General features: G+C 60.6%; 9 protein-coding genes. 8 read left to right on the top strand and 1 reads right to left on the bottom strand.

Going from position 1 to position 12,956, the window contains the following annotated elements; genetic code table 11:
• The 5 genes from VGG64_05020 to VGG64_05000 form a co-directional block, all read left to right on the top strand.
• Nucleotides 1-234: CocE/NonD family hydrolase C-terminal non-catalytic domain-containing protein (locus VGG64_05020; GenBank protein ID HEY1598939.1), on the top strand; the 234-nt coding region annotated here is incomplete at its 5' end.
• A gap of 396 nt (nt 235-630) precedes the next feature.
• Nucleotides 631-1,536, top strand: coding sequence for an SgcJ/EcaC family oxidoreductase (locus tag VGG64_05015; GenBank protein ID HEY1598938.1), 906 nt, complete (start codon nt 631-633; stop codon nt 1,534-1,536).
• A gap of 31 nt (nt 1,537-1,567) precedes the next feature.
• On the top strand, nt 1,568-3,118 hold the full coding sequence (locus tag VGG64_05010) for a hypothetical protein (GenBank protein ID HEY1598937.1): 1,551 nt from the start codon (nt 1,568-1,570) through the stop codon (nt 3,116-3,118).
• Nucleotides 3,119-3,181: 63 nt separating this feature from the next.
• Nucleotides 3,182-3,712 carry a DUF1572 family protein gene (locus VGG64_05005; protein HEY1598936.1) on the top strand — a complete coding sequence of 177 codons (531 nt, stop codon included), beginning with the start codon at nt 3,182-3,184 and terminating at the stop codon, nt 3,710-3,712.
• A 696-nt stretch (nt 3,713-4,408) separates the two neighbouring features.
• Nucleotides 4,409-5,734: a hypothetical protein gene (locus VGG64_05000; protein ID HEY1598935.1), complete on the top strand. Its 1,326-nt coding sequence runs from the start codon at nt 4,409-4,411 to the stop codon at nt 5,732-5,734.
• A gap of 30 nt (nt 5,735-5,764) precedes the next feature.
• Here the strand turns inward: VGG64_05000 and VGG64_04995 are convergent, their stop codons facing one another.
• Complete coding sequence (locus VGG64_04995) at nt 5,765-8,017, bottom strand: hypothetical protein (protein HEY1598934.1); 2,253 nt, start codon at nt 8,015-8,017, stop codon at nt 5,765-5,767.
• 605 nt (nt 8,018-8,622) lie between these two features.
• On the opposite strand from VGG64_04995, the gene lysS reads away from it, so the two are divergent.
• Genes lysS through VGG64_04980 form a run of 3 tightly spaced genes read left to right on the top strand, consistent with a single transcriptional unit; the run spans nt 8,623 to nt 12,948 of the window.
• Entirely contained in the window at nt 8,623-10,119 is a 1,497-nt protein-coding gene (lysS, locus tag VGG64_04990; GenBank protein ID HEY1598933.1) for a lysine--tRNA ligase, read from the top strand.
• A 38-nt stretch (nt 10,120-10,157) separates the two neighbouring features.
• Complete coding sequence (locus tag VGG64_04985) at nt 10,158-12,155, top strand: FtsX-like permease family protein (GenBank protein HEY1598932.1); 1,998 nt, start codon at nt 10,158-10,160, stop codon at nt 12,153-12,155.
• Entirely contained in the window at nt 12,148-12,948 is an 801-nt protein-coding gene (locus tag VGG64_04980; GenBank protein ID HEY1598931.1) for an ABC transporter ATP-binding protein, read from the top strand. The genes VGG64_04985 and VGG64_04980 overlap by 8 nt, the downstream gene beginning before the upstream one ends.
• Nucleotides 12,949-12,956 lie beyond the last annotated feature (8 nt).

The following is a 12,956-nucleotide window of genomic DNA, read 5'->3' as shown; positions in this document are numbered from 1 at the left end:
GCCAATGAGCCGACGACGATCAAGTTCACCATGCCAGACACATGCCACAACTTCCGCAGCGGTCATCGCCTGATGATCCAGGTGCAAAGCAGTTGGTTCCCGTTGGTGGATCGTAATCCGCAGTCCTTCACTGACATCTATAGCGCCAAGGAGCACGACTACCAGTCGGCAAGCCAGCGGGTTTTTCGCTCCGCGACGCGTCCATCGCGTATAACCGTCTCGGTCGTGCCGTAGATACGCCAACGTCGACGCGGCATGTCCATGGGACAGGGACGAGCGATTGGTTGCCGTGCGCAGCTCGCCACTGGGCCTGCGCGTAACCCTTATTTGCCCGCGTTTCGCGCAGTGGAATAGTCCACGGAATTCTCAATGTCGACGGGCTCGGCATTGTCCTGCGCGACCATGCGATTTGAGCATATGCGCGCCGACAAAAACGAGAGGTGCCAAGCGGCAAGCTCGCAGACGCAGGCTATCTTTGTAGCAGTCGACGGCGCCCAACAGGCGGCGAATGCCGCTTCCCGGTGGCAGCCGAATTTTGCCGTCGCGCATCAGTGGCTCTGTCGGTAGTCAACGGTACAATGCCGGTTGAATTCTTTTACGAGACATCATTTCTTCGGGGAACTTCCCGCCATGTTTCGAAACATTGTCTGTTTGGCGATCGTTTTGTGCGGCGCCGTGCAGGCCGCCACAGCTGACGATGCCAAGCCCGTCTCGCCGGACGAGGCGGCCATTCACAAGGCGATCGATAGCTACATCGCGGCGTTCAATCGCGGCGACGCGCAGGCCATGGCTCAGCACTATTCAGAGCAAGGCTCCTACGTCGATCCGATCACGGGCGATCGCCTGGTAGGTCGCGAGGCGATTGCCAAGGGGATGACCTTGCTCTTCGCCGAAGGAGCCAAACCCAAGTTGAGCGTCGAAGTGGATTCGGTGCGGTTGCTCGACGACAAGGTCGCTGTCGAAGAAGGGACCGCGGCTGTCGTCCGCGAGGATGAGGCCCCGGAGTTGAGCACCTATCTGGCCATCCATGTGAAAAAAGACGGCAAATGGTCGCTGGATAGCGTTCGCGAGACGATGCTGCCCGAGCCCGAGGTAGACGAGTCCAGCCCGCTCGATGACCTGTCCTGGATGATTGGCCGGTGGATCGATAAATCCGACGAAGCCACGGTCGAAACCATTTGCGACTGGACGCTGAACAAGGCGTTTATTACTCGTACATTTTCCGTGACGGTGAAGGGGCAACCGGCGATGTCTGGCACGCAGGTTATCGCTTGGGACCCTTCGCGTGAGCGGGTTCGCTCCTGGGTTTTCGACTCGGATGGCACTTTTGGCGAAGGCATCTGGACTCAGCAGGAGAATCGCTGGACGATCCGTGCCTCGAATACGCTGGCCGACGGCAAGAAGGGGACGGCCGTGCATATCATCAGCAAAATCGACGACAACAGCTTCACCTGGCAGTCGATAGCCCGCGAAGTTGACGGAGAGATTCTTCCCAATGTCGATCCCATTACCATTGTTCGCAAACCGGTCGACTAACCCAAGGTCGCACAAGCTAAAAGGATTCGTGATGTCGAAAATTGCTTTGCACCTGATGGTGTTGTCGGTACTAGCCTCGTTTCCTGGCGAGCTATGGGCGCGCGGGGGAGGAGGGCGTGGCGGCGGTTTCGGTGGCGGTGGAGGCGGGGGGCGCAACTTTGGTGGCGGTGGCGGTCGCGGCTTCAGCGGAGGGGAGCGCAGTTTCTCCGGCGCTGGCGGAGGAAACAGAAACTTCTCGGGCGGGAGCGCGGGGCGCAACTACTCGGGTGGTGGCGTACACACACCTTCGATGAGTCGCAGCGAATCATTCAATCGCGGGGCAACGGGGGCAGGGGGCTTCGCCGGAGCTGGCTATCGTGGCGGCGCAGGGAATATGGCGGGGCGACCTTCGGCAGGCGATCTGGGGCACTTTCTGAATATGCCTCAGACGGGAGCGGGCGCCGGAGGCGCCATTGGTCGAGTGGGCGGAGGAGGCGGAGTTCAGGGAAATGTTGGGCGAGGCCCAGGCAACATCGGTGGGGCCGGCGCAGGCGGAATCAGCGGCGGCCGGGGGCCGGCTGGAAATTTCGGTCCGGGTGCGGCTGGCGGCGGAACCAAGGGCCCCGGAGGACTCGCCGGGGGTGGCAAAGGCCCCGCCGGGATCGGCGGAGGGGGCAAGGGATCCGGTACGGGGGGTGGCACCAAGGGACAGGGGGGCCAGAACGCCGGCAATCGTGGCCAGAACGCCGGGAACCGGGGTGAGAACGCAGGCAATCGTGGTCAGAATGCCGGCAATCGAACGGGAAACCTTTCGGCCCAGCAACAACAACACGCCCAAAATATCCGCAACAACATTCAAGGCAATCACAACAACTTCTATAACAACCACAACAACTGGTTCAATCACGGCTGGTGGAATAATCACGGCGGTGCCTGGAACCGCGGTTGGAACTATTGGCACGGCTGGGGGCCAGGCTATTGGTGGGGAGGCTTGGGTTGGGGCGCACTGTCGGGCTTCATGATTGGAAACTGGGCGTCGCCTATGTACTACGGTTACGGCGCCGGCGGAAATGTCGCCTATCAAGGAGACTCGGTCTACGTCAACGGTCAAGATGTTGGCACGCCGCAGCAGTATTACGATCAGGCACAACAGCTGGCAGAAACTCCTGCGCCCGACAGCGCCGGCACAGAGGATTGGATGCCGCTGGGGGTTTTCGCCGTCTCCAGCACTCCCGAGGACGATCATCCGGTAATGATGATGCAGATGGCCGTCAACAAGCAGGGCAACATCGCGGGGATGTACTACAACTCTTCCGATGATGTCTCCCTGCCGATTCAAGGCGCGGTCGACCAGAAAACCCAGCGTGCCGCCTGGACGGTCGGAGATAAGAAGAACACGATTCTTGAGACGGGCATATTCAACCTCACCAAGGACGAAACACCGGTGCTGGTTCACTTTGGCAACCAGAAATCCCAGGAGTGGATGATGGTGCGGCTGAACAAACCGGAATCCACTCCGCAGGATGTTTTTGGTCCTTCTCCTAGTGCGACAACGAACCCGGACAGCCCCAAGCCAGGCCCGCCAGCACCGTCGGATTCGTAAGCCGGCGGATGCCATACTTTTCCCGCGGCCCTGTGATGACAATTGGGTGAGAGAGGGCATTCCATGGACTCAGCTTCACCGGATGACGCCAGCGTCGGAGCCGCGTTTCTTGCCCAAGCGCGCGATCGACTTGCAGCGGCTTGCGGCTTGATTCGCCATTGCACCGATCAACTTAACGACGAGCAGGTGTGGTGCCGCCCCCGCGCGTCGCAGAACAGCATCGGCAACCTGCTATTGCACGTAACAGGCAATCTGCGTGATCGCATTGTCGGCGTTGTCGCACAATTGCCGAATGAGCGTGACCGGGCCAGCGAATTCACTGAGCGAGGCCCCATTTCAAAGGATGCACTCGTCAGCCGATTGGAAATGGTCGCCAGGGAGTGTAATGCGGTGCTGAGTTCGCTCGCATCTGGACGACTCTTGCAGCCTCGCTCCTACCAGGGAATCAACCGTCGCATGGACCTGGACGTGCTGTCGGTGATCTTTCAGACCGTGGTCCACCTGGCAGGTCACGCCCAGGAGATCGTCTTTATGACGCGGCTGGAGCTAGGGGACACCTATCAATTCACCAACGTGCCTCGGGAATCGAAGTAGCTGGCCACCAATTCCCGCGGTTGACAGGTGGGTGTTTGTCTATCGGGAAGCCCGCGGCGGCATTATCATATCGGGCGGGGGCAATCGGAATCGCTGGCCGGGGGTAGCATGCCGATTCAGTTTACCTGCCCAAACTGCCTGACCGTTTTACGGCTGAAAGATCAGTACGCGGGCGATTGTTTGAAATGCCCGCGCTGCCAGGCATCATTCGTTGCGCCCGACCTCGCGCAAGATGACGTCGCCGCTGGCCCTGACGTGTCGCAGCGTGCTGGCGGCGCATTTGCGCCCCAAGCACCGCTTTCTACCAGTCCTCCCGGGTTCGGTGCACGGCCGGCAGGCTCGTCCGCCCCGAGTGGTGATGCGGCGCGCGAATCGAACGATCGCGTGCGTTTCTGGTGTTCTGCCTGTAACGGCAAAATGAGCGCTCGCGCTGACGCCGCCGGCCGACAAGTGACCTGCCCAAGTTGTGGCCACAAGCAGACGATCCCGCAGCTGCAGGCGGAACCTAAATTGCCTTGGTCGCCAGAGACGTTAATGCCGCCGGACGCAAAGTGGGCTGCACCGACGATGACTCCGGCCCCGACGGATTTGCCCCTCGATGTAGGGCCGAGGAGCATGGAGGACGCCTTGGAGGATTCTGTTCTCAAGTTGCAACCGACGTCTGAACAGCGACGAGCAACGCCACCAACGCTTACGTTGACGAAAGTGCCTAGTGGCGGCCGACGCTCGTGGCTGAAGTATCTTGGCGCGGGGGGGTCGGGTTTGTTTGTCGTGCTGTTCCTCATTGCGAGAGGAGTTCGTTTTCTCGGGCCGATCGCGCAATTTACGAATCCGGAGGGCGCCGAACTGTTGCGCATGCAAGAGCAGGCACTGGAGGCAGGAGATCAATTGATCGGACTCAGTCGGCAGATCAATGATGCTGGTTCAGCGCACCGACTGGCAGCGCAGTGGGTAAATGTGCTCGGACAAGCGCTTACGCTGGAGAGAGCGCAACAAGCGGCAGTTCTTCGAAAACCGAAGCTCTATGGCTCGCAAGTCGAGCAACAAAAACGAAACTTAGCTCGCACGCAAGAGCAAGAACGGACGATCACCACCGAAACCAATAGAATGGCAGCGATACCAGACGTTGCGGTGATCATTAAGGCGGAGTTGGAACGCCAGGCGCCGAGCGAAGCCACAGGCGTGCTGGCTGCGTTTCTGCGTCAGTTGACGGGTAACAATGACGCCGCCCATTCAACACCGGCCACGGGTGCTCCACCCCAGGCGCCGGAACCGTCGCCCGGGCTGTTGCCCAGGCCGGCGGACCGAACTCCCCGCCGTCGCGTTGGTGTGAACGCACCACCGCCGCGTATGACGACGTCGCCACCCGCGGCGTCGAGACATAGCGAGAATCCGTTTGCTCTGCCGGGGGATACCATATCGGGTACGCCCGAGGTCGCCGAGTCACCGTCTGAGAAAGTTGGTAATGACGGTGCGTCGTCCACCTCGGCCGGCTCGGAGTCTGCGGACTCCGCGGAAACTGGTGTAAGCAGTGACGCCAAAAAACAGCTGTCCAATACGGATCCTGCCACAAAGGCTAAGGTGGAAGAATTTTTGACCTTGGTCGAACGCACCAATGCGATTCAAGATTTCCTGCTGAGCGTCACTCAGCAGATTCAGGACGATCGTTCGGCCGGGCGCATGGCACGAAATTGGGCCGTTGCAACCCGGCAACGTGAGAAGTTGATCGAGTTGGAACGGAACATGGCGGGGCTGGAATTAGTTGGTGCGGATGCCGTCCGCTACCGCGAGGTCAAATCGCGCGGCGACCAGCAAGTTCGAGATATCGAGGCAGAAACCGCACGTTTAGAGGAATTGCCCGGCGTTATGAAAATCCTAAACGCGGGGCTCGACAAACTTAAGGCGACGGACGACAGCTCGGAAATTGACGATCTGTCGGAGGCGTCAAAAAAAATATCGAAGCCGAAGAAGTCAGGAGACCGCCCCCTGCCGCGCGCGTTGAAACGCGCGCCAGCGCAATAGAGTCGCTTGGAACTGCGACTGCTTGGCGCGTTATTTCAGCGTGTTGAGTTTTGCGCTCTTGGGCTTCGGCGGGGACGATTCGTCATCTTCGCTCGGCGCTACCTTGTACTCGGGGATCTCGATAACCAGGATTTCGGTGACCAGCGGCTCGGGTTCGTCGACTCCACGACGCGTGCTCGACTCCTCGTCCTCTTCCTCGTCATCGGAAGGTTTTGCGCGCGTGAACACGACATCCACGGTGCGGGCCTGGCCCCGCTCGACGCCCTGCCCCATCCAATCCAGCCAGCGGCCGTAAGGTCGCTGTCGCGGCGTGACCCCTTTAAGCTGCGTCAGGTAGTGCGTGTTCAGCTTGGTGAGGCTCGAAGTGTCTTCCATGCGAACATAGTGAACCGCTAGCGGCGTGAGCTGCGAATTCTGCAATCGCTTGGGCAGATCCTCGGGCCAGGAGACGTGGTACTCTGCGACAATGCGCGCCCCTTCATGCAACTCCAAGGGGAACTGGGCTGCCCGCTCGGCTGCGCTCGGTACCTCGGCACCTTTGTTGGCCTCCGTCGCCGTCCGTCCGGCCTTTGATGAAACCGAGTTAGCCGTGGCATTTTTGCTGGCGACGGATTTAGTGTGCGTCACCATGTGTCGCTGTCCCGCGCCCGCCCGCGCGGCTGCGAGAAAACGTTCGTTCAGCGACTGCACGAAGTCCTCAGTGGCGCGCATCCACTCGTGACGGGCCGTTTCTTCCTTCTGGGTGCGGGTTGGTCCTTTTTGTTGGCCGCCGCGGCCGCGCCGTTGACGCGTGGGGCGCGGAGGAGGCGGGGTCTCACCCTCCTTTAGTTTCTTCTTGGGGGGCGCGTCTTTACGGGGGGTGCGTTTGACGACCAGGAGCATGCCAGGATCGTGTATCGCGTCGCCGAATCGTTGACCGAGATGAATATCCTTGGTGCCGTCGCTCCAGCGCTCGTGCTGTAGCTGACCGAGCACGGTGCGCATGTCTTTCATCGGAACCGAAGTCGCGAGCGCGAGCGGATCTGCGAATTCAGAGATCTTCTCCACGTCCGAGGCTTGGCTTTCGACGCCCGCAACTACCTCTTCTCCCCACACGTTGTCGACCACCGCCTGCAACATGGCAGCTTCGCCGGCCGTTCCGCTAGCATCGGCAGCCGATTCGCCCGTCGGCAGACCTGAGGCGAGTCCCAGCAGGTGATCGACCGTTGCAGCGCTATAGGTAGCAAACTGCTTTTCGAATTCCAGCTTCGTGGCCTTGTCAGTTTTGCTGCTGCGGAACAAGCGTGCCTGCGCCGCAAGGTTTACTGGTACGGGCTTCGACAGCAAGGCGACGATGGCCTTGCGCTGCTCGCTGGACGTGTTTTTGCGCCCTGCCAGGTCGGCCAGCGCCACGCGCACCTCGCTCGAGGCTTTTGTATCTATGGCGGCCAGAAGCTGCGCCGACAAATTCGGATCGGCAGTCGCTCCGGGACGCAACAAAGCTGGGTTGCCGACGGCCGCCAGCAGCATCGCCTGCTCGTCCGGCGTAGGTTTTTTCAAAATCGCCTGCGCGGCCATGCCCGTGACCGTTGCTTCAGGCAGCGAGGTTTTTAACTCACCCAACAGTAGTTGTTTCAGAGCGGTGCGCGCGACGGCTGTGGAATTCGCTCCTAACGAGGTAATAATCGCGGCGACCACAGTCTCTTCCGTGGGTGCAGTAGCGGTAGGTGCCGCGGCTGGCTGTGCCGGATCGGTGGGGGGCATTGGGGGGGCAGCAGCTACCGCCGGCGCGCCGCCGACGGGAGCCGTGAAAAGTTCGATGAGCAATTTTGCCGCCTTGTCGCTGCTGGCTCGGGCCGGACCAAGTGCAGCGATGGCCACGACTAGTCGCGGATCGTGATCCATGCGCGCTTTGCGAAAGTCTTCTGGTTTCCAGGCCGATACGTTGTCGCCCCCTCCCCCGCCGAGACCCAGGCGGCCGACGCCAGGTAGGGCCTGCAAGGCCTGCGGAGTAGCCAATGCCGTTGCCGCCCCAGCGGCAGGCGTTTCGGGCGTGCCAGCCGGATTGGTTGCGGGCGTTGGATTGGCCGCCGCAGGGGCCGCTTGCGCTGGTGCGGTGGGCGTCGTTGCCGCAACAGCGGGCGTTTGAGGAGCGACCGGTGTGGCAGCGGGCGCAGCCGGCGGCGCGGCAGCGGGTTGCTGTGCCGCTACCGCGGGAGGCGGCGTCGCGCTCGAGCTACCTCCGCAGCCCACGAGCGACACCATCGTGATCGCGACGGTCCCGACTAGTCCTACGTTTGTCACGCATGCAGATTTTCTGCATGCTGGCACGAATCGGAATGGGTCCCGGCGACCGGGAGCGTGCGCATAGGTCCGCCCGGACATGGCATCACCTCTAATGGCAACCTGCGAGAACCGACTGTTCCAACGGCCGCCGAATGCGGAAGTATCGACCCCGTCTGGCGGCAGCACGTCAGTATGCCACAGGCGAAGATAAAAGGCTATTGGCCACTCTCAAGCCAATCCGTACACGGATTTCGGCTTATACGGCGTCGGCAGGCTCGTTCGACGGGGCCACCGCGGCATGCTATTGGGAAGCTGCGGAAGGTAGGCATCGATGGGGCCCGGCTGTCGTCGTGCCCAGGGCCAACGATTCGGTCAAATGTTGGTTCGCCGGCGCCGCGCCGGAGCTGACATTGACCATCGCGGCAGGTCTACTAAAATGTTGCACTCTTTGAAGTTATTGCCAGTGCACGACGGCCCGACGGCGCGATCCCCAATGGGCGGCTGTCCACCGGGACCGTGTGATCAGCGCCTATCTGTTGTTAGAAACCGCGTCAGCTGAACTTGGCGACGACGCAGCTGTCAGTACCGAAAGCAACCTTAATACACTTATGTCTCAGGCGGCGATGAGCGACCGATCGCAAGATGATTCCGCGGGCGACCACTCTCTGCACGAGGCTGCGCGCCGGGAGAAGTTGCGCAAGATTCGCGAGCTCGGACACGATCCGTGGGGGCAACGCTTCGATAACCATCAAAGCCTGGGGGACATCCGTAATCGTTCTGCGGAAATCCAAGGCGAAGCACCCAGCCAAAGCGGACCCCGCGTCCGCGCCGCCGGCCGTATCGTCTTGCAGCGCCGCGCGGGAAAGCTGATCTTTGCCAATATTCGCGATTGGACGGGACAAATCCAGTTGTTGATCGGCCGTGCTCAAGTTGGCGAAGAGAATTGGGCGTTGGCCGATTGTTTTGATCTGGGCGATTTGATCGGCGTCGAAGGAGAGTTGAAGAATACCAAGACCGGCGAGTTGACGATCTTCGTCGACAAGCTGTTCTTTCTTACCAAGAGTGTCGAGCCGCATCCGGAAAAGCATCATGGGCTAACCGATCCCGAGCAGCGGCAGCGCAAACGTTACCTGGATCTGATCCACACCGACGGATCGCTGGAGCGGTTCTTGCGCCGCACCAAGATTGTGCACTCGATACGCCAGACGTTGGCCGGCGAAGATTACGTCGAGGTGGAAGGGCCGACGCTGCACTCGATTGCCGGCGGCGCCGCGGCACGCCCTTTCAAGACGCATCACAATGCGCTCGATATTCCGCTCTATTTGCGAATCGCCTTGGAATTACACTTAAAGCGGTTGTTGGTCGGCGGAATCGAGCGCGTTTACGAGCTCGGCCGTGTGTATCGCAACGAAGGCATCAGCCAACGGCACAATCCCGAGTTTACGATGCTCGAGGTTTACCGGGCTTACGGCGACTACGGTACGATGATGGACCTGGCCGAGAAGATCATTCTCGACGCAATACGCGCCACGGGACAAGGTCTACAGTTGCCCTGGGGCGATAAGGTGGTCGATTTCACTCCGCCTTTCGCGCGCAAGACCTACGACGAGTTGTTTACCGAGCACACAGGCGTAAAGGCGACCGACGAAGCTGCCGTAAAGTCGTTCGCTGCATCGCTGCACATCGAAACTGCGGGCAAGCATGCCGACGTGATCAAGAGCGAGGTTTTCGAGGCCAAGGTCGAGGACCAGCTTAAAGGACCGATCTTCGTTACAGACTACCCGGCCAGCATTTGCCCGCTGACCAAGCGTAAAACCACGAATCCGGCCGTCGCCGAGCGATTCGAACTTGTGGTCGAAGGCATGGAATTGGCCAATGCCTACACCGAGTTGAACGACCCGGACCTGCAAAAGGAGCTGTTCAATACCCAGCTGGCCGGACAATCCGAAGAGGACTCGATGGCCAAGATGGACCAGGATTTCCTCCGCGCCTTGCGTTACGGCATGCCGCCGGCCGGCGGCATGGGTATCGGCATCGATCGCCTGGTCATGCTGCTGACGAACAGCCAATCGATTCGCGACGTGATTCTGTTTCCTCTGCTGCGACCGGAAACCACCTGACGCACGTTGTGCGTCCCTAACAGCTCAAAGGATTGAGCATGTATAAGTTGTTACTCTGCTGGCGATACCTGCGAACCCGCTGGATCGCCTTGGCCTCGATCATCAGCGTGACGCTGGGCGTGGCGACGATGATCGTCGTTAACAGCGTGATGGAGGGCTTTCGTCACGAAATGCAGGAGCGGATTCATGGAATTCTCTCCGACATCGTGTTCGAGTCAAACGGTCTGAGCGGCTTCTACGACCCAGACTGGCACATGGAGCAGATTCGCCAGGTGGCTGGGGAGTACATCGAGGGCATGACTCCGACGGTCGTCGTGCCGGCATTGCTCAACTATGATTTTAACGGCAATTCGATCACCCGGCCTGTGCAATTGATCGGGATCGACGAGCGCACGCAAAGCCAGGTTGGCGATTTTTGCCACTACTTGCAGCATCCTGCGAATCGCGAGCGCATCAGCTTTGAACTGCGCGAAAGCGGTTACGACGTCCAGGACCACCAGGCCGGCGCCGAGGCACCGCCACGAACCGAAATGGCCGAGGCAGGCTGGGCGCATCGCCATAAGTGGGTCGAACGCGACCGGCTCATCGAATCGATGCGCCCCAAGGCCGATCGAGTTGAGGATCACGGCACGCCGCAAGCGAGTGCGACACCACAATTCGAGGCCCCGGCACAATTCACGCCCACCGAGGCACCTTTGCTCGAAGAACGAGCCCCTAAGGATAGCTATGGGTCGGCTGACGTAGCAGCGGTCACGCCCGTTTCCGGCGAAGGCGCCTGGGACGATGCGCAGAGGCAAACTCCCTACCGATCGGTGCCGTCGAAGACGGCCGTGAACGACCCCAACCCACTACGTGGTTCGACTGCGGCTGCCGAGGCACCCGCGTTAGAGCAGACTGCGGATGGGGAAGTGACGTCGCTTGAGCCGGCGTTGCCTGCCGAATCCCACGCGGACGACGCTGACCGCATCCCGACACCGACTCGGGCGGATCCTGCAGGCGGCGAGGTGGCTGAATTGGGCAATGCGGAATTGAATGTCGTCCACAATGAGGCCATGGACAGCGACGGGGAGACTGCTGACACAAATAACCATTCGGCAGGCCCTGCCGCGGCGGGGGGGGCGACAGTCAATCCCTTCGATCGGCATCCGCAGGCCACCGAAACGTTCGATCCGGAGACGCAGCAACATACCGGCGTCGTGATCGGAATCGCCTTGGCGAATTATCGCGATGGGACCGGGCGCGATCGATTCCTGCGACTGCCCGGCGACGACGTGCGGTTGTCGTTTCCCACCGCGGGTACGCCACCGGATGTCACGCACGCCTCGTTTACGGTCGTCGATCTGTATGAAAGCAAGATGAGCGAATATGACGCCAACTTTGTTTTCGTGCCGATTGAAGTTTTGCAGCAATATCGCGGCATGTTCGATCCCGAAACGAAAGTGGGCTACGCCAACAGCATTCAAATCAAGCTCAAGCCGGGTGCGGATGGTCAGCTGGTGCGCGACAAGCTGCGGGCTGCCTTTGCCCCGCAACTGTTCAGCGTGTCGACCTGGCGCGATAAGCAGGGCCCACTGCTCGCGGCAGTGCAGATGGAAACGGCCATCCTGAACGTGCTGTTGTTCATGATCATCTTCGTTGCCGGTTTCGGCATTCTGGCCATATTCTTCATGATTGTCGTCGAGAAAACGCGCGACATCGGCATTCTCAAGGCCCTGGGCGCCTCGCGCCGTGGGATCCTGGGGATCTTTCTGGGCTATGGACTGTCGCTGGGAATCGTCGGCGCGGGGGCTGGCATGACGATCGGCCTGTTGTTTGTCAAATACATTAACGAGATTGCCGACGTGCTGGGGATGATCACCGGACAAGAAGTCTTCGACCCGGCCATTTACTACTTTCAGCAAATCCCCACGATTGTCGATCCGAAGACGGTCGCTTGGATCGTGTTGGGCTCACTCATAATAGCGGTGCTCGCGAGCGTCTTGCCTGCCCGCCGCGCTGCCCGCTTACATCCCGTGGAGGCGCTTCGGTATGAGTAACCCGTCTTTAGCCAAGGCCAACATTCGCCCGATCGTGCAGACGGCAGGCAGCCCCCACTACGCAAGCCGGCCTATCGGTTCCGACCTATCGTCGATCGCGCCACCGCGGTTGCAGGCCGTCGCGCTGAGCAAGAGCTATCGCAAAGGGCAGGTGACGATCCCTGTCCTCAAGGAGGTCAACTTCGACGTCCAGCCGGGCGAGTTCGTATCAATCATTGGGTCCAGTGGCTCGGGCAAGAGCACGCTGCTGCACTTGCTGGGGCTGCTCGACGGGCCGGACGCGGGCGAGGTGCGCTTCGACGGCCAGCGTATCGACAACCAGCCGCCCAAGCGTCGCGATGTGCTACGGAATCGGCAATTTGGGATGATCTTCCAGTTCTATCACCTCCTGCCCGAGCTGAGTACGTTGGAAAACGTGCTGGCGCCGTCGATGATTGCCTGTGGTGTGTGGAGTTACTGGCGCGCGCGGCGCAGGCACATCCAGGATGCGAGGGAGTTGCTCACCATGGTCGGTTTGGACCATCGTCTGAAGCACAGGCCGCGCGAGCTCTCGGGAGGAGAGATGCAGCGGGCCGCGATCGCACGGGCATTGGTGCTGCAACCACAAGTTTTGCTGGCCGACGAGCCGACGGGGAATCTCGATCGTGCGACCGGCCGGGAAATCCTCCGCATCTTGCGAACCTTGAACACCCAACAGAACCTCACTATAGTCATGGTGACGCACGACTTGGCGATCGCCGAAGAGGCGGATCGCATCGTGCGACTATGCGAGGGTCGGGTCGAGGGCGCCTGACGATTCGT

The sequence above is a fragment of the Pirellulales bacterium genome, assembly GCA_036490175.1.
Lineage (GTDB): Bacteria > Planctomycetota > Planctomycetia > Pirellulales > JACPPG01 > JACPPG01.
Note: the sequence above shows the minus strand (reverse complement) of the source record. Positions and strands in the feature narration are given on the sequence as shown.